The organism is Burkholderia sp. lig30 (assembly GCF_000687455.2).
GTDB lineage: Bacteria > Pseudomonadota > Gammaproteobacteria > Burkholderiales > Burkholderiaceae > Burkholderia.
This window is the reverse complement of sequence record NZ_JGVW01000099.1, coordinates 75,300-91,965: the sequence shown is the minus strand read 5'-3', so window position 1 is coordinate 91,965 and position 16,666 is coordinate 75,300. Positions and strand designations below refer to the sequence as shown.

The 16,666-nt window shown below is 67.9% G+C and carries 15 protein-coding genes; 13 read left to right on the top strand and 2 right to left on the bottom strand.

Annotated features, from left to right (window positions below):
* Positions 1-69: 69 nt before the first annotated feature.
* From LIG30_RS20565 to msrQ, 4 genes are all read left to right on the top strand, one after another.
* Positions 70-2,280, top strand: a complete 2,211-nt coding sequence (locus tag LIG30_RS20565) for a cytochrome c biogenesis protein ResB (protein WP_038714960.1) — start codon at positions 70-72, stop codon at positions 2,278-2,280.
* Between the two features lie 4 nt (positions 2,281-2,284).
* Positions 2,285-3,481: a c-type cytochrome biogenesis protein CcsB gene (gene ccsB / locus LIG30_RS20560; protein WP_038714958.1), complete on the top strand. Its 1,197-nt coding sequence runs from the start codon at positions 2,285-2,287 to the stop codon at positions 3,479-3,481.
* 151 nt (positions 3,482-3,632) lie between these two features.
* Complete coding sequence (msrP, locus tag LIG30_RS20555; protein ID WP_038714956.1) at positions 3,633-4,628, top strand: protein-methionine-sulfoxide reductase catalytic subunit MsrP; 996 nt, start codon at positions 3,633-3,635, stop codon at positions 4,626-4,628.
* Positions 4,629-4,649: 21 nt separating this feature from the next.
* The gene (msrQ, locus tag LIG30_RS20550; RefSeq protein WP_038714955.1) at positions 4,650-5,327 is read left to right on the top strand and encodes a protein-methionine-sulfoxide reductase heme-binding subunit MsrQ; all 678 of its coding nucleotides are present in this window, start codon (positions 4,650-4,652) and stop codon (positions 5,325-5,327) included.
* A gap of 42 nt (positions 5,328-5,369) precedes the next feature.
* On the opposite strand, the gene lptM is transcribed toward msrQ, so the two are convergent.
* Entirely contained in the window at positions 5,370-5,642 is a 273-nt protein-coding gene (gene lptM / locus LIG30_RS20545; RefSeq protein ID WP_038714953.1) for an LPS translocon maturation chaperone LptM, read from the bottom strand.
* A gap of 36 nt (positions 5,643-5,678) precedes the next feature.
* Here lptM and cyaY point away from each other — a divergent pair, with 36 nt between their 5' ends.
* The gene (cyaY, locus tag LIG30_RS20540) at positions 5,679-6,005 is read left to right on the top strand and encodes an iron donor protein CyaY (protein ID WP_038714951.1); all 327 of its coding nucleotides are present in this window, start codon (positions 5,679-5,681) and stop codon (positions 6,003-6,005) included.
* A 79-nt stretch (positions 6,006-6,084) separates the two neighbouring features.
* Here cyaY and LIG30_RS20535 read toward each other — a convergent pair whose 3' ends face one another.
* The gene (locus LIG30_RS20535; protein WP_038714950.1) at positions 6,085-8,493 is read right to left on the bottom strand and encodes a penicillin-binding protein 1A; all 2,409 of its coding nucleotides are present in this window, start codon (positions 8,491-8,493) and stop codon (positions 6,085-6,087) included.
* 228 nt (positions 8,494-8,721) lie between these two features.
* On the opposite strand from LIG30_RS20535, the gene LIG30_RS20530 reads away from it, so the two are divergent.
* The 8 genes from LIG30_RS20530 (at position 8,722) to ugpQ (ending at position 16,652) form a co-directional block, all read left to right on the top strand.
* Complete coding sequence (locus LIG30_RS20530) at positions 8,722-9,645, top strand: hypothetical protein (protein WP_038714948.1); 924 nt, start codon at positions 8,722-8,724, stop codon at positions 9,643-9,645.
* On the top strand, positions 9,642-10,337 hold the full coding sequence (locus tag LIG30_RS20525; RefSeq protein WP_442856874.1) for a fimbrial protein: 696 nt from the start codon (positions 9,642-9,644) through the stop codon (positions 10,335-10,337). The genes LIG30_RS20530 and LIG30_RS20525 overlap by 4 nt, the downstream gene beginning before the upstream one ends.
* Positions 10,334-11,218 carry a GspMb/PilO family protein gene (locus LIG30_RS20520; RefSeq protein ID WP_038714946.1) on the top strand — a complete coding sequence of 295 codons (885 nt, stop codon included), beginning with the start codon at positions 10,334-10,336 and terminating at the stop codon, positions 11,216-11,218. The genes LIG30_RS20525 and LIG30_RS20520 overlap by 4 nt, the downstream gene beginning before the upstream one ends.
* Positions 11,212-12,885: a type IV pilus secretin PilQ gene (locus LIG30_RS20515; RefSeq protein WP_051995100.1), complete on the top strand. Its 1,674-nt coding sequence runs from the start codon at positions 11,212-11,214 to the stop codon at positions 12,883-12,885. Before LIG30_RS20520 ends, LIG30_RS20515 begins: the two co-directional genes overlap by 7 nt.
* A gap of 40 nt (positions 12,886-12,925) precedes the next feature.
* Positions 12,926-13,480, top strand: a complete 555-nt coding sequence (aroK, locus tag LIG30_RS20510) for a shikimate kinase AroK (RefSeq protein WP_038714943.1) — start codon at positions 12,926-12,928, stop codon at positions 13,478-13,480.
* Positions 13,477-14,556, top strand: coding sequence for a 3-dehydroquinate synthase (gene aroB / locus LIG30_RS20505; RefSeq protein WP_038714942.1), 1,080 nt, complete (start codon positions 13,477-13,479; stop codon positions 14,554-14,556). Before aroK ends, aroB begins: the two co-directional genes overlap by 4 nt.
* A gap of 40 nt (positions 14,557-14,596) precedes the next feature.
* The gene (locus LIG30_RS20500; RefSeq protein ID WP_038715013.1) at positions 14,597-15,820 is read left to right on the top strand and encodes a deoxyguanosinetriphosphate triphosphohydrolase; all 1,224 of its coding nucleotides are present in this window, start codon (positions 14,597-14,599) and stop codon (positions 15,818-15,820) included.
* A gap of 67 nt (positions 15,821-15,887) precedes the next feature.
* On the top strand, positions 15,888-16,652 hold the full coding sequence (gene ugpQ, locus LIG30_RS20495; RefSeq protein ID WP_038714940.1) for a glycerophosphodiester phosphodiesterase: 765 nt from the start codon (positions 15,888-15,890) through the stop codon (positions 16,650-16,652).
* Positions 16,653-16,666 lie beyond the last annotated feature (14 nt).

Genomic DNA, 16,666 nt, shown 5'->3' with positions numbered 1-16,666 from the left:
ACAAGAAAAGGGTGGGGCGCCGCAGCGTTGCGGCCGCCTTGCCCTTTTTTGTTGTCAGTCGGAGTTTGAATGAGCGTTACCACGTCGGGGTTGCAGTCAAAGTCGGGCCGGAGTGCGGCAAAGCATGCGGTCGAGCTGTTGAGCTCGATGCGCTTCGCGATCGCGCTGCTCGTGGTGCTGTCGATTGCGAGCGTGATCGGCACCGTCCTGACCCAGGATGATCCGTATCCGAACTACGTGAACCAGTTTGGCCCGTTCTGGGCGGACATCTTCCGTTCGCTCGGCCTGTACAACGTGTACAGCGCGTGGTGGTTCATGCTGATCCTGATCTTCCTCGTCGTGTCGATCTCGCTGTGCGTGATCCGCAATGCGCCGAAGATGCTCGCGGACGCAAAGAGCTGGAAGGACAAGGTGCGCGAAGGCAGCCTGCGCGCGTTCCATCACAAGGCGGAATTCTCGGCCGGCGGGTCGCGCGCGGCCGTGGCCGCGACGCTCTCCGCGTTCGTCGCGAAGGCGGGCTACAAGCACGTCGTGCGCGAGACCGCCGGCGCGACGCTGATCTCCGCGAAGCGCGGCGCGATGACGAAGTTCGGCTATATCGCCGCGCACCTCGCGATCGTCGTGATCTGCATCGGCGGCTTGCTCGACAGCAACCTGCCGATCAAATTCCAGATGTGGATGTTCGGCAAGAGCGCGGTCAACACGAGCGCGACGATCAGCGACATCTCGGCGGACCATCGCCTGTCGGCGTCGAACCCGACGTTCCGCGGCTATGCGTGGGTGCCCGAGGGCCAGTTCGTGTCCACCGCGATCCTCAACCAGCCAAACGGCTCGCTGATCCAGGACCTGCCGTTCTCGATCCAGCTCAACAAGTTCATCGTCGACTATTACTCGACCGGGATGCCGAAGCTGTTCGCGAGCGACATCGTCGTGATCGACCGCGACACCGGCAAGCGGATTCCGGCACGGGTCGAAGTCAACAAGCCGTTCACGTACAAGGGCGTGTCGATTTACCAGTCGAGCTTTCAGGACGGCGGCTCGCTGATGGAGACGACCGCCTATCCGATGGCGGGTGACAGCGCGAAGGCGTTCCCGGTGCAGGGCACGATCGGCAATGCGGTGCCGCTGCAGATTCCGGGCGCCGACGGCACCACGATCGAATTCTCCGATTTCCGCGCGATCAACGTCGAGAACATGGCCGACGCGAACGGCAAGGCCGACGCGCGCGGCGTCGCGACGACGCACTCGCTCAAGGAAGCGTTCGACGAGCGGCTCGGCTCGGGCGCGAAGACGTCGAACCCGAAGCAACTGCACAACATCGGCCCGTCGGTGCAGTACAAGGTGCGCGGCAAGGACGGCCAGGCGCGCGAGTTCAACAACTACATGCTGCCCGTCGACATGGGCGGTGACCGTGTGTTCCTCGCGGGCGTGCGCGCCAGCCCGAACGATGCGTTCCGCTACATGCGGATTCCGGCCGACAGCCAGGATTCGCTCGGCGAGTGGATGCGCCTGCGGGCGGCGCTCCAGGACCCGGCCGTGCGCGCGCAGGCTGCGGTGCGCTTCGCGCAGCGTTCGCTGCCGGGCAACGACGCGTCGCTGCGCGACCGGCTGCAGGAAAGTGCGTCCAAGGTGCTGACCCTTTTCGCCGCCGGTGACGACAGCGTTGGCCGCGGCGCGGACGGGCAGCCGCTCGGCGGGTTCCAGGCGGTCGCGACGTTCATCGACCGGTCGGTGCCGAAGGCCGAGCAGGAGAAGGCGGCGAGCCTGCTGCTGCGGATGCTCGAAGGCTCGATGTGGGAAGTCTGGCAGATCGCCCGCGCGCGCGCCGGCGAGCCGCCCGCCCAGCAGGGCGCCGACACGATCCGTTTCGTGCAGACCTCGATCAACGCGATGTCGGACAGCTTCCTGTACGGCGCGCCGGTCTATTTGCAGCTCGATTCGTTCAAGCAGGTGCAGGCTTCGGTGTTCCAGCTGACGCGCGCGCCGGGCAAGAATCTGGTGTATCTTGGCAGCCTGCTGCTGGTCGCCGGCATCTTCGCGATGTTCTACGTGCGCGAGCGGCGTCTCTGGTTCTGGCTCAAGGATGGCGCCTCGGGTGTCGAGGTGGTGATGGCGATGTCATCGGCCCGCAAGACCTTCGATTTCGAGAAAGAATACGTGCAGACGCGCGACGCGGCGGGCGCCGCGCTGCACGCCGCACCCCGCGACGCCGCGCCCGCCGGTGCGGCATCGGCCACCCGCGCGCCGGCCGGCGGCGGTTCTGAGGATTCCTCCCGGTAACATCATGGATCTCACTCAAGTCTCCACTTCCCGTGCGCCGCAGTCGTCGGCTGCGGCCCCGGCGCTGGCGCCGCTGTTCGACGAGCGCCCGTTCCTGCTGCGCCTGTCGCCGCTCGACTGGCTGTTCGCGCTCGCGCTCGTGATCGGCGCCGGCTACGCGTTCGTGCACTACAACGCGCACATGAACTACTACGACAAGGCCGTGCTGATCGGCACCGTCCCGGCGCTCGTCACGCTCGGCTGGCGCTGGAAGCCGTCGCGCCTGCTGATGGCGGCCATCGCGGCGCTGTCGCTGCTGTCGATCCAGATCTACCAGGGCGATCTGGCGCGCGCGGATTCCACGTTCTTCCTCAAGTACTTCCTGTCGAGCCAGTCGGCGATCCTGTGGATGAGCGCGCTCTTCGTGCTCGCGACGCTGTTCTACTGGATCGGGCTGCTGAGCCGTTCCGCGACCGGCGGCGCGATCGGCCAGAAGCTCACCTGGGTCGCGGTGCTGATGGGCTTCACCGGGTTGATGGTGCGCTGGTACGAGTCGTACCTGATCGGCGCGGACGTCGGTCACATTCCGGTGTCGAACCTCTATGAAGTGTTCGTGCTGTTCAGCCTGATCACCGCGCTGCTCTACCTGTATTACGAAGGCCACTACGGCACGCGCGCGCTCGGCGCGTTCGTGCTGCTGGTCATCAGCGCCGCGGTCGGCTTCCTGATGTGGTACTCGATCGCGCGCGACGCGCAGCAGATCCAGCCGCTCGTGCCTGCGCTGCAAAGCTGGTGGATGAAGATCCACGTGCCGGCCAACTTCATCGGCTATGGCAGCTTCGCGCTGTCCGCGATGGTCGCGGTCGCGTACCTGATGAAGGAGCGCGGCGTGCTCGCCGATCGCCTGCCGGCGCTCGAGGTGCTCGACGACGTGATGTACAAGTCGATCGCGGTCGGTTTCGCGTTCTTCACGATCGCGACGATCCTCGGCGCGCTGTGGGCGGCCGAAGCGTGGGGCGGCTACTGGAGCTGGGACCCGAAGGAAACCTGGGCGCTGATCGTGTGGCTGAACTACGCGGCGTGGCTGCACATGCGGCTGATGAAGGGGCTGCGCGGCACGGCCGCCGCTTGGTGGGCGCTCACCGGCCTGATCGTCACGACGTTCGCGTTCCTCGGCGTCAACATGTTCCTGTCCGGGCTGCACAGCTACGGCAAACTGTAAGATCTTCGACGCGCGTTCGACTATAGACCGCCGGCGCACTGCGTGCCCGGCGGTTTTCTTTTGTAAACGGCGCGCGATCAGGGCCGAGAACGGTGCGGGACGGTTCGGGTCGAACGCTCATGGAGCACGAGGATGCAGGAGGCGCAACACCATGCTGATCAAACGGCCTTTCCGGATCGCGTTGAGCGGTGACGACATTGCCCGCAGCGAAATCACGCCGCGCGCGGTGTTCGAGAGCCGGCGGCGCGTGCTGCAGGCGGCGGGCATCGCGGCGGCCGGCGGCTTGCTGGGTGGCAGCGGCGCGGCATTCGCCGCATACGCGTCGCCCGACGCGCGCGCCGCGAAACTGGCGGCGAAGACCAACCCGAAATTCGCGGTCGTCGACAAGGTGACGCCGTTCAAGGACATCACGTCCTATAACAACTTCTACGAATTCGGCACCGACAAGGGCGATCCCGCCCGCTATGCCGGATCGCTTCGCCCGCACCCGTGGCGCGTGAGCGTCGAAGGCGAGGTGCTGCATCCGAAGGTGTTCGACATCGACGAGCTGCTCAGGCTCGCGCCTCTCGAGGAGCGGGTTTACCGCCTGCGTTGCGTCGAAGGGTGGTCGATGGTGATTCCGTGGATCGGCGTGCCGTTCGCCGAACTGATCAAGCGGGTGCAGCCGACCGGCAACGCGAAGTACGTGCAGTTCGTCACGCTCGCCGATCCATCGCAGATGCCGGGCCTGTCGACGCCGATTCTCGACTGGCCGTATTCGGAAGGATTGCGGATGGACGAGGCGATGCATCCGCTCACGCTCCTGGCGATGGGGGTCTACGGCCAGGTGCTGCCGAACCAGAACGGCGCGCCGGTGCGGATCGTCGTGCCGTGGAAATATGGCTTCAAGAGCGCGAAGTCGCTCGTCAGGATTCGCTTCGTCGAGAAGGCGCCGCCGACCAGCTGGAATACCTACGCGCCCGGCGAGTACGGCTTTTATTCGAACGTGAACCCGAATGTCGATCACCCGCGCTGGAGCCAGGCCACCGAGCGGCGCATCGGCGAGGACGGCTTCTTCACTCCGAAGCGCAAGACCCTGATGTTCAACGGCTACGGCGAGTGGGTCGCGTCGATGTACCAGGGCATGGATCTGAAAAAATACTTCTGACGCCGACCGGTGAGAGACGACATGCAACCTTCCACGCTCACGCCCGCTTCCGGCGCCGGCGCGGCCGGGCGCCGCACCGGCCTGGCCCGCCCGGGCGGCGCGCCCCGCTGGGTCGCGCCCGCCAAGGCGGCCGTATTTGCCGCCGGCCTGTATCCGCTCGCGCGACTCGTGCTGTTCGGGCTGACCGACCGGCTGGGCGCGAATCCGGTCGAATTCATCACACGCTCGACCGGCCTGTGGACGCTCGTGATGCTGTGCGTGACGCTCGCCGTCACGCCGCTGCGCCGCATGACAGGCATCAACATGCTGCTGCGGTTTCGCAGGATGCTCGGCCTGTTCGCTTTCTTCTATGCGACGCTGCACTTCACGACCTACTTCTGGTTCGACAAGTGGTTCGACCTGATGGCGATTCTGGCGGACGTCGGCAAGCGACCGTTCATTACGATGGGATTCGCCGCGTTCGTGCTGCTGATCCCGCTCGCCGCGACATCGCCGCGCGCAATGGTGCGCAAGCTCGGCCGGCATTGGGCGACGCTGCACCGCGCGATCTATGCGATCGCGCTGTTCGGGGTGCTGCACTTCTGGTGGATGAAGGCGGGCAAGCACGATCTCGCGCAGCCGAAGCTGTATGCCGTGATCGTCGCCGTGCTGCTCGGATGGCGGCTTGCCGCGTGGGGTTGGCGGCGCGTGCGCGGCTGACCGGGTGCGCCGGGCTCGAAGAACGGCCTGGGGCGACGGGCGTTACTGCTTGTGCGCCGGCGCGGAAGCTGGCGACGGTGCGCCGGTCGACAGCTCGGGCGCCAGCATGAGCGGCGTGCCCGACGTGTCGGGCGTGCTTTCCGACGATGCGGTTTCTGCGCCCGGCGTGACGTCCGACGGCGGCGGATCGACCTGCTCGAGCGGCTTGGGCGGCAACGGCGGCACGGTGGGCATGTACAACGGACCGCGCTGACCGCAGCCTGCAAGAATCGCCAAAGCCGCTACAATCGCGCTGATCCGGAAAACGCCTCGCATGATCGTCCCTGAACAATTTAATCGATAGAGTTTAGCATGTCCGATACCGAATACCTGACCCGTGCCGAGGCCGTGCTGGCGGCCGTCGAGCGTGCCGTCGACGTCGCGAACGATGGCGACGCCGACATCGATCTCGAACGCAACGGCAGCGTCCTGACGCTCACGTTCGAGAACGGCTCGAAGATCATCGTCAACCTGCAGCCGCCGATGAAGGAGGTGTGGATCGCCGCGAAGGCGGGCGGATTCCACTATCGCTACGTCGACGGTGCGTGGCGCGACACGCGTACCGGCGCCGAATTCTTCGCGGCGCTGACCGAGTATGCGACGCAGCAGGCCGGGATACCGGTCGCGTTCGGCGCCTGAGCGCGGCGCGCGTGCCGGATGACGGCGCATCAAACGAAAAAGCGGCCGGTTGGCCGCTTTTTCGTTGCCGGGCCACCAATCAGTGGCCCTGGAACAGGTTCATGATGTCCTGCTTCTCCTGCTCGTCGACGTGCGACGGAACCGGGTCCTCTTCGTTGCTCGGCGGCGCGGCCTGCGCGACGCCGACCGACGACACGAAGCCGTGTCCGGGTGTGAAATCGGTGAAGTAAAGCTCGCTGCCGAGCGTCTGGACGCCGTCCGGCATCATCGGCTTGAACTCCGGCACGTCTTTCAACGCTGCGCTCATGTAGTCGATCCACACCGGCACGGCGAGCCCGCCGCCGGTTTCGCGGTCGCCGAGGCTGCGCGGATTGTCGTAGCCGATCCACGCGATCGCGGCCAGCGTGTGCTGATAGCCGGCGAACCACGCGTCGCGCGACTCGTTCGTCGTGCCGGTCTTGCCGGCGAGGTCGCCGCGCTTGAGTACGTTGGTCTTCGCGCCGGTGCCGCGCTGCGCGACGCTTTGCAGCAGGCTGTTCATCACGAACGCATTGCGCGCGTCGATCGCGCGGGGCGCGTTTTTTTCCGCGACGAGCGGTTGCGCGCGCACGACGATGATCCCGTTCGGATCGGTCACTTCCGCGATCAGGTACGGATTGACGCGGTACCCGCCGTTCGCGAACACCGAATATGCACCGGCCATCTGCAGCGGCGTGACGAGACCCGCGCCGAGCGCCATCGGCAGATAGGCCGGGTGGCGTTCCGCGTCGAAGCCGAAGCGCGTGATGTATTGCTGCGCGTATTTCGTGCCGATGTGGTTGAGGATGCGGATCGACACCAGGTTGCGCGAGCGCTGCAGTGCGGTGCGCATCGACATCGGCCCCTCGAATCCGCCACCGTAGTTCTTCGGCTCCCACGGCTGGCCGCCGGTTTCCGCTGCGCTGAAATACAGCGGGCCGTCGTTGATGATCGTCGCCGGTCCCAGACCCTTGTCGAGCGACGCGGAATAGATGAACGGCTTGAACGACGAACCCGGCTGGCGCCACGCCTGCGTGACGTGGTTGAACTTGTTCTTGTTGTAGTCGAAGCCGCCGACCAGCGAACGGATCGCGCCGTCCTGCGGGACGATCGAGATGAACGCGCCTTCGACCTGCGGCAACTGCGTGACCGACCATTTGCCGCCGTCGTCTTTCGTGACGCGCACGATCGCCCCCGGGCGGATGCGGCGGTTCGGCTGCGCGTTGGCCGACAGTGCGCTCGCGGCGAAGCGCAGATTGTCGCCGTCGATCGTTGCGTTGCTGCCGTCGATGAACGTCACCTGAATCTGGCGCGGATTCGCGTCGGTGACGACCGCAGCGACCAGCTCGCCGTTGTCCGGGTGCTCGAGCAGCGCGTCGTCGATGGCCTGCTCGCGGTCGTCGGCGTTGACCGGCAATTCGACGAATCCCTCGGGGCCGCGATAGCCGTGGCGCCGTTCGTAATCCATGATCCCCTTGCGGAGCGCGAGATAGGAGACCGACTGATCGGCGGAATCGATCGTCGTGATGACGTTGAAGCCGCGCGTGTAGGTTTCCTCGCGGTACTGCGCGTACATCATCTGGCGCACCATTTCCGCGACGTACTCGGCATGCACACTGTATTCGCGGCCCGTCCCCTTGACGACGAGCGGCTGTGCGATCGCTTCGTCAAATTGTGCGCGCGTGATGAAGTTCAGTTCGAGCATCCGCTGCAGGATGTAGTCCTGGCGTACCTTCGCGCGCTTCGGGTTGACGACCGGGTTATAGGCGGAGGGCGCCTTCGGCAGGCCCGCGAGCATGGCCGCCTCGGCGAGCGTGATGTCTTTCAGATCCTTGCCGAAATAGACCCGCGCCGCGCTCGCGAAGCCGTATGCGCGCTGCCCGAGGTAGATCTGATTCATGTAGACCTCGAGAATCTGATCCTTCGACAGCGCGTGCTCGATCCGGTAGGCGAGCAGCATTTCGTAGATCTTGCGCGTGTAGGTCTTCTCGCTCGACAGGAAGAAGTTGCGCGCGACCTGCATCGTGATCGTGCTCGCGCCCTGGGTCGCATGCCCGTTCGTCAGCGCGACCACGCTCGCGCGGAAGATCCCGGTGAGGTCGACGCCGCCGTGGTCGTAGAAGCGTGCATCTTCGATCGCGAGGATCGCCTTCTTCATCGAGTCGGGGACGTCCCTGATGTGGACGATGTCCCGGCGCTCCTCGCCGAATTCGCCGATCAGCACGTGGTCGGCCGTGTAGATGCGCAGCGGCACCTTTGGACGATAGTCCGTCAATACGTCGAGCGACGGGATGTTCGGCGACGCCACGACGAGCACATAGCCGAGCACGAGCCCGACGCTCAAGACGGCCCCCACACACAGCACGGCGATGCCGAGCAGCACGTTCATCCACCAGGAGCGTTTCTTCGGCTCGGGGGCGGGGGGCGGCGGTGAGGACGGGGGCGTAGGCGTAGGCGACGTGGATTCCATAGGCACACCAGAAAACAGTCCCGCGATTATAGCCGCCCGGTTTGACCGGCCCGGTCGCGGGCGGGCGGCACGGTTGCGACCGCGGGCTGCCATGTGTCCAGCATAGCGCGGCGGCGGGCTGCGCTCGCCGGCGTTGGCCGTTCGGCCGACTCCCGTCCGCGGGCGCCGCTTTGCAGAATGCGAGCCATGAAACGCGGCGTGGGGCCGCGGCGAGTGCGGGAGGCGTGCATGGCCGGACGATGGGCGGCGCGATTCGGGATGGGCCGGTGCATGGCGGCGGGAATCGACGTCGGCGCGGGCGAGGTGAGGGTGGCGGTGCTGAGCCGGCACGGCAGGCGCGCGGGCGTACGGGTCGAAGGGCTCGAGACCGAGCCGGTCGCACAGCCGGACGGGATCGACGAGCTGCGCTGGGCCGCGGTCGGGCGCGCGCTCGCGGCGGCCGCGGCGCGGCTGTCGGCGCGCGGCGTGCGATGCGACGCGCGGGGTGTGATGGCGCTGCCCGACGACGGGATGCGTACGGCGATGCTCGATCTGGCGGGCCGCGACGACATCGCGGAGGCGGCGCGGCAGGCGGCGGAGCGCGTTTCGGGGCTGGCTCCCGAAAGTCTTGCGTTCGACTGGCGGCATGATGCCGGGTCAAGGCCCGGCGAAATCGCGATTGCGGTGGCGCCGCAGGCCGAACTGCAAAGGCGGGTCGATGCGGCCGCACTGGCCGGCATCGACCTGACGGCGATCGACGGCGAGTCGATTGCCGCGTTGCGTGCGCTGCGTTATGCGGCGCTGCACGAACTGGACGCACACGAGCCATATTTCGCGATCTGGTTCGGCGACGCAGGCGTACGTGGATGGTGGGTGGACGGCCAGGCGGCCGTGCAGGACTTCGCGTTTCCGGACCGAGAGCATGCCGCGCTGCCGGATGCCCTCCGCACGTTTGCGCGGCGGCCGGCGAGCTGCGCGTTCGTCGCAGGCGACGCGAGCTGCCTGGCCCGCTTCGGGGTGTCGCTGGCGGATATCGGCGACGTGCTCGGCGCGATCACGCTGCCGTTCGAATGCGCGCACTGGGCTGGCGATGCGGCGGCGGCGCGCGGCGATCTGTATTCACCGGCGTTCGCGGTGGCATTCGGGCTGGCGTTGAGAGGAGTGTGGGAATGAGCGTGCCGACGGTCACTGCCGCGACGATGCCGCATTCGCCGCATTCGCCGCATTCGCCGCATTCGCCGCAGGCCCGGCGGGCCTGGCTCGGCGGTTTCAACCTGCTGCCTTATCGCGACCGCGACACGCGTGCGGCGCGCCGGCGCCTGGCTTGCCGGTGCGGCGCCGCGATCCTGCTCGGGCTGACGGGCGCGGGCGCCTGGGTGGCAGGGGCGACGGTGATGCGCGCACGGATCGATGCCGAGCGTGCGGCACTCGAGGCGCAACTGCGCCAACGGCAGCCACAACTGGAAGCGGCGACACGTGCGGCGCGGGCTTCGGATGCCGGCCGGCAGCTCAGGAGCCAGGCGGCGCGCATCGCGGCGCCTTATCGCGAGGCGGTCGATTTGCTCGCGCTGCTGGCGCGCGTCCGCGAAGACGGCGTACGGCTCGATGCGTTGCGCGTCACGCCGGCTGGCGCGCTGGTCGACGCGCACGCCGTCAGCTATCCGGCGGCGGCGCGGTGGGTCGCGCGCATCGCGCGCGAACGGCAACGGTGGACCTTCGATGTCGATGCGTTGCAGCCGGCGTCGGGCGAGATCCGGCAGCCGGGCGCGGGGCGGATCACGCTGAGGTTTTCGGTCCGGGTGCGCTGGGGCGCGCGGCCGGACGACGCACGGAAAGGCCGGGCGGCGCAGGAGGGGCCGGCATGACTGCGGCGACGATCGCGCCGGCATGGCCCGGCGGCGTGTGGCAAAGCGGTGCGGCGCGTGCGCGATGGCTGGCCGGCGGACAAGTCGCGGGTTGCGTGCTTGCGTTCGGCGCGGTGCTCGCAGGCGGCATTCATCTGGCGGATCGTGCCGACTGGAGCGGCCTTGCGTACAGCCGGGCGGCGCTGGAAGAAGTGTCGGCGCGCGTCGTCGCAGCCGAGCGTGTGATCCAGGAAGCGGCGAGGTTGGCGCCCCCGCCGGCGGAACCGGAGTTCGCCGAAGACCATGGGCACGCGCCCGGCTGGGCGTCGCTGATGCTCCGGCTTGCCGAACTGGCGGCCGCGAGCGGGTTGCAGCTTCAGTCGCTCGAGCCGCAGGACAGTCAGGGCGAGCAAGCGGCCCCCCGGCGCACCGTGCGCATCGTCGCGCACGGTGGCTACCCGGCGTTGCTCCGGTTTGTTGGCGGGTTCGCGGCGTTGCCGGCGCTTGTCGTGCCGGCAGCGGTGCGTATCGAGAGCGGCCGACGCGGCGGTGCGGCGGCGCCGCGCGTCGAGATGTCGCTCGACGTATTGGGTGCGTTGCCGGGCGGCGATGAGACGCTCGTCGGGGGCGAGATCGTGGCGGCGGCGGAAGGCGATCCGTTCGACGGCGCGGACGGACGCGAAGCGGACCATGCTGTGCCGGCAAGGCTCGCCGGCGTGATACGGGACGCTCGTGCCGGGCTGGCGTTGTTCGATGACGGTGCGGGCGGGATTGCGACGGTGGCGGCCGGTGAGCCGGTCGGCGCGACGCGCGTCGTGCGCGTCGAACCGGACGGTGTGGCACTCGCAACGGCGGACGGCCCACGCCGGATCGGTGTGGGGGAGGGCGTCGCGCAATGGTGAAGTGTCTTTGCCATACGGCGGGCGTGTGCGTCTGGCTGGCTCTCGCTGAAGCGTACGCTGCGCTGCCGCCTCTGCCGCCCGACTTGTCGCCCGGGCTGTCGCGCGCTGCTTTTTCCGATGTCCCGCTGCCTGCCCTGCACGATGAAGGCGGCTCCGTGCCCGCTGCGCCGTTTCGGGCCGCGCCGCCGTTGGCCGTGGCTGGCGATCCCGCGGCAAGTGACCCCGTGGCAAGTGACCCCGCGGCTGGCGCTCCTCCGCTTGCGCCACCCGCGCGCGCCGCCGCGCCGCAGACGCCTTCGCTGGAAGGCCCGCCCGTGCCGCTGCCGCCGCCGGCGCGGATGAGCGATGCGGCCGCGCATCTGCCCGGCGATGCGGACGACGGGCGCAGGATCTCGCTGAATCTGCAGGACGTGAGCCTTGCCGCTGCGTTCGACGCGTTCGCGCGCTTCACGAACCTGAACATCGTCGTCAGCGACCGTGTGCGGGGCACGGTTTCGCTGCGCCTGAACGAGGTTCGATGGCGGCACGCGTTCGACACGCTGCTCGAAACGTACGGGCTCGCGATGGCGCGGCGCGACAACGTGATCCGGGTGATGCCTGCGGCCGATCTCGCCGCAAGGGAGCGGGAGCGCTTCGAGGCGCACGCGCGCGCCGCCGATCTGGAGCCGCTTGCGAGCCGCACTTTCGAGTTGCACTATCCGCGTGCGCAGGACGTACAGCGGCTCCTGACCGGCGCGGCCGGACAGCGCGTGTTGTCGAGGCGCGGCACCGCGGCCGCCGACACGCGGACGAACCTGCTGTTCGTCACCGATCTGCCGCCGCGTATCGTCCAGATCGCGGCGTTGATCGACGCGATCGACCGGCCCTCCCGGCAGGTGAGCATCGAAGCACGGATCGTCGAGGGCGAGCAGGGGTTTTCGAGGAACCTGGGCGCACGGCTCGCGTTGCGCGCGCGCGGCCGGCCGGCGGTTGACGCGGATGCGGGCGAGCGTACCGCGCTCGATCTGGCTGCGCGGCCGCTCGGCGGCTTCGAGGCCGCCACGGCAGGTTTCACGCTCTTCGCCGCGCCGGCCAGCCGCCTGCTCGACGTCGAACTGAGCGCGCTCGAGGCCCAGGGCCGGGGCCAGATCGTTTCGCGTCCGCGCGTCGTGACGGCCGACCGTATGAAGGCGATCGTCGAGCAGGGCGCCGAGCTGCCGTACCAGGCGAAAATCGGCAACGGCGTGAGCGGCGTGCAGTTCCGCCGCGCGACACTCAAGCTGGAAGTCGAGCCGCAGATCACGCCGGACGGGCGGGTGGTGCTCGACCTGGACGTCGCCAAGGACAGCATCGGCGAGCAGACGGCCGCCGGCCCGGCGATCCATACGAAACACGTGCAGACGCGCGTCGAGGTGGAGAACGGCGGCACGGTCGCCATCGGCGGTATTTACGAGCAGCTTGATCGCGATGATGTGACGCGCGTGCCGCTCTTGGGCAAAATACCAGTTCTGGGCGCGCTTTTCCGGCACCGGGCACGGCGCGAACAGCGCAGCGAGCTGGTGGTGTTCATCACCCCGACGGTCGTCGCCGCGCATTGCGGGGGCACTGCCCCGGCAGCGCCCGGCGCCGGCAATCCTGGTCCGGGCGCCGCCGGCCCAGGCTCGACAAGGCAGCCGCTTTGCCAGTAAGCTGCGCCACACACCAGCAAGATTGAAGCAGAGGAAGCCGTTGCAAGCGCGGGACTCACACGCAAACGTATTTTTCGTCGGCCTGATGGGAGCGGGTAAGACCACCGTGGGCCGTGCGGTCGCGCGCCGGCTCGACAGGCCGTTCTTCGATTCCGACCACGAGATCGAGGCGCGCACCGGCGCCCGTATCCCGGTGATCTTCGAGATGGAAGGGGAAGCCGGGTTCCGCGACCGCGAATCCCAGGTGATCGCCGAGCTGACGCAGCGCGAAAACATCGTGCTGGCGACGGGCGGCGGCGCGATCCTGCGCCCCGAGAATCGCGAGTGCCTGAAAACACACGGAATCGTCGTCTATCTGCGCGCAAATCCGCATGATCTGTGGTTGCGCACCCGCAAGGACAAGAATCGTCCGCTCCTTCAGACCGACGATCCGAAGGCCCGTCTCGAGGCGCTCTACGAAGTGCGCGACCCGCTTTATCGCGAGTGCGCGGATTTCGTCATCGAAACCGGGCGGCCGTCCGTCAACGGGCTCGTCAACATGGTGCTGATGCAGCTCGAAATGGCGGGCGTCGTCGCCAAGCCACTACAAGCATGATGACTCTCAATGTCGATCTGGGCGACCGCGCCTATCCGATCCACATCGGCGCCGGCCTGATCGGCCGCACCGAGCTGTTCGCTCCCCATATCCACGGTTCGTCGGTCACGATCGTCACGAATACGACCGTCGACCCGCTTTACGGCGACGTGCTGCGCGCCGCGCTCGCGCCGCTCGGCAAGCGCGTGTCGACCGTCGTCCTGCCGGACGGCGAGGCGCACAAGAACTGGGAAACCCTCAACCTGATCTTCGACGGCCTCCTGACGGAGCGCGCGGATCGCAAGACGACGCTCGTCGCGCTCGGCGGCGGCGTGATCGGCGACATGACGGGCTTCGCGGCGGCGTGCTACATGCGCGGCGTGCCGTTCATCCAGGTGCCGACCACGCTGCTGTCGCAGGTCGATTCGTCGGTCGGCGGCAAGACCGGGATCAACCATCCGCTCGGCAAGAACATGATCGGTGCGTTCTACCAGCCTCAGGCGGTGATCGCGGACATCGGCGCGCTGTCCACGCTGCCCGAACGCGAGCTGGCGGCCGGCATCGCCGAGATCATCAAGACGGGCGCGATCGCCGATGCCGCGTTCTTCGACTGGATCGAGGCGAGCGTCGACGCGCTGAACCGTCGCGAGCCGGAGGCGCTCGCCGAGGCAGTCAGGCGCTCGTGCGAGATCAAGGCCCGCGTGGTGGCGGCGGACGAGCGCGAAGGCGGCCTGCGCGCGATCCTGAACTTCGGCCATACGTTTGGCCACGCGATCGAGGCAGGGCTCGGCTATGGCGAGTGGCTGCACGGCGAAGCGGTCGGCTGCGGGATGGTGATGGCGGGCGACCTGTCGGTGCGTCTCGGCCTGCTCGACGAAGTGTCGCGGCAGCGCCTCGTTGCCGTGATCGCGGCCGCGCGCCTGCCGGTCAGCGGGCCGGCGCTCGGCGACGCGCGCTACATGGATCTGATGCGGGTCGACAAGAAGGCCGAGGCGGGCGCGATCAAGTTCATCCTGCTGAAGCGCTTCGGCGACACGCTGATTACCCGGGCGCCCGACGAAGCGGTATTCGCTACGCTGGCTGCGACGACCCGATAACGCGGCGCCGCTGTCCGGCGCCCCAGACATGGAGGAGACGGTGAGCGAGACATCCGGCAAGTTGACACGCCAGCCCCGCGCGCCCGCGCGCGAAACGGCGCCGGCCGTGGCGGTCACAGGGCCGCCGACGCTGGCGGCCCTGGAGGCGCATCTCGCTCCGTATGCGGCGCACGCGTCGCAATCGCGCGGCAGGCGTCACCCCGAATCGCCGCCCGCCGCGCGCACCGAATTCCAGCGCGATCGCGATCGCATCGTGCATTCGACCGCGTTCCGCCGGCTCGAATACAAGACGCAGGTGTTCGTCAATCACGAAGGCGACCTGTTCCGCACGCGCCTCACGCACAGCCTCGAAGTCGCGCAGATCGCGCGTTCCATCGCGCGCAACCTGCGTCTGAACGAAGATCTCGTCGAGGCGATCTCGCTCGCCCACGATCTCGGGCACACGCCGTTCGGCCATGCGGGGCAGGATGCGCTCAATGCGTGCATGCGCGAACACGGCGGCTTCGAGCACAACCTGCAAAGCCTGGCCGTCGTCGACGAGCTGGAAGAGCATTACGGCGCGTTCAACGGCCTCAACCTGTGCTTCGAGACGCGCGAAGGCATCCTCAAGCACTGCTCGCGCGACAACGCCCGTAAGCTCGGTGCGCTCGGCGAGCGTTTCCTGCAGGGACGGCAGCCGTCGCTCGAGGCGCAGCTCGCGAACATCGCCGACGAAATCGCGTACAACAATCACGACGTCGACGACGGCTTGCGCTCGGGGCTCATCACGATCGACCAGCTTGCCGAAGTCGCGCTCTGGCAGCATCACTACGAGGCCGCGCTTGCCGAGTTCCCCCGCCTCGAAGGCCGCCGTCTCGTGCACGAGACGGTGCGCCGCATCATCAATACGCTGGTCGTCGATCTGATCGACGCGACGACCCGCAATCTCGCGCGCGTCGCGCCGGCGTCGCTCGACGACGTGCGTGCGGCCCCACCACTTGTTTCGCACAGCGAAGTCATCGCCGAACAGGCGGCCACGCTCAAGCGCTTCCTGTTCAAGAACCTGTATCGTCATTACAAGGTGATGAGGATGGCGAACAAGGCGCAGCGTGTCGTGACGGGGCTGTTCGAGGCGTTCGCGGGCGATCCGCGGCTGCTGCCGCCGCAATATCAAGCCGCGGAACCGGCGAAGCAGCCGCGCCTCGTCGCGCACTACATCGCAGGAATGACCGATCGTTTCGCGTTGAAGGAATACCAGCGTCTGTTCGTCGTCGACGACAACTAGCGGCGCGCCCGATGGCGGCCGTGATGCAGCTGGCATGCCGGCCGACCGTGTTTCGCGAGGTCCTCATATGACGCCCCGTGCTGTCTGGCCTTATCCGCGCGTCGTCGCGCATCGCGGTGGCGGCACGCTCGCTCCCGAGAACACGCTGGCCGCGCTCGACGCGGGCGCGCGGCACGGTCATGCAATGGTCGAATTCGACGCGAAACTGTCGGCGGACGGCATCACGTTCCTGCTGCATGACGACACGCTCGACCGCACGTCGAACGGACACGGGCCGGCGGCGGGAATGCGCTATGCGGTGCTGGCGGCGCTTGATGCGGGCACGTGGTTCGATGCGCGTTTCGCGGGCGAGCGCATGCCGACGCTCGAGGCAGCGGCCGCGCGCTGCATCGCGCTCGGGCTGGCGGCGAACGTCGAAATCAAGCCGTGCCCGGGCCGCGAGTGTGAAACCGGCCGGCGCGTCGCGGCCGACGCGGCCGCGTACTGGCGTGGCGCCGCGGTGCCGCCGCTGCTGTCGTCGTTTTCGTTCGACGCGCTGCGGCAGGCGCGCGAGACGGCGCCGGACCTGCCGCGCGGGATGTTGTATGAAACGGTGCCGGACGACTGGCGCGCACAGGCGGTCGACGCACTCGGTTGCGTGTCGCTGCATGCGGATCACACGCGGCTCGACGAGGCGCGCGTGCGCGAGATCAAGGCCGCCGGGCTGCGGATGCTCGCGTACACGGTCAACGACCGGGCGCGGGCACTGCAGCTCGTGCGATGGGGTGTCGACGCGATCTGCACCGACCGGATCGACCTGATCGGTCCGCACGCGCTCGACGCAGTCGTATGAACATACGAGCCTGA

Excerpts from the sequence above, each read along its gene's own strand:
- LIG30_RS20565 (WP_038714960.1), top strand. The coding sequence starts at position 70 with ATGAGCGTTACCACGTCGGGGTTGCAGTCAAAGTCGGGCCGGAGTGCG.
- ccsB (WP_038714958.1), top strand. The coding sequence starts at position 2,285 with ATGGATCTCACTCAAGTCTCCACTTCCCGTGCGCCGCAGTCGTCGGCT.
- msrP (WP_038714956.1), top strand. The coding sequence starts at position 3,633 with ATGCTGATCAAACGGCCTTTCCGGATCGCGTTGAGCGGTGACGACATT.
- msrQ (WP_038714955.1), top strand. The coding sequence starts at position 4,650 with ATGCAACCTTCCACGCTCACGCCCGCTTCCGGCGCCGGCGCGGCCGGG.
- lptM (WP_038714953.1), bottom strand. The coding sequence starts at position 5,642 with ATGCGAGGCGTTTTCCGGATCAGCGCGATTGTAGCGGCTTTGGCGATT.
- cyaY (WP_038714951.1), top strand. The coding sequence starts at position 5,679 with ATGTCCGATACCGAATACCTGACCCGTGCCGAGGCCGTGCTGGCGGCC.
- LIG30_RS20535 (WP_038714950.1), bottom strand. The coding sequence starts at position 8,493 with ATGGAATCCACGTCGCCTACGCCTACGCCCCCGTCCTCACCGCCGCCC.
- LIG30_RS20530 (WP_038714948.1), top strand. The coding sequence starts at position 8,722 with ATGGCCGGACGATGGGCGGCGCGATTCGGGATGGGCCGGTGCATGGCG.
- LIG30_RS20525 (WP_442856874.1), top strand. The coding sequence starts at position 9,642 with ATGAGCGTGCCGACGGTCACTGCCGCGACGATGCCGCATTCGCCGCAT.
- LIG30_RS20520 (WP_038714946.1), top strand. The coding sequence starts at position 10,334 with ATGACTGCGGCGACGATCGCGCCGGCATGGCCCGGCGGCGTGTGGCAA.
- LIG30_RS20515 (WP_051995100.1), top strand. The coding sequence starts at position 11,212 with ATGGTGAAGTGTCTTTGCCATACGGCGGGCGTGTGCGTCTGGCTGGCT.
- aroB (WP_038714942.1), top strand. The coding sequence starts at position 13,477 with ATGATGACTCTCAATGTCGATCTGGGCGACCGCGCCTATCCGATCCAC.
- ugpQ (WP_038714940.1), top strand. The coding sequence starts at position 15,888 with ATGACGCCCCGTGCTGTCTGGCCTTATCCGCGCGTCGTCGCGCATCGC.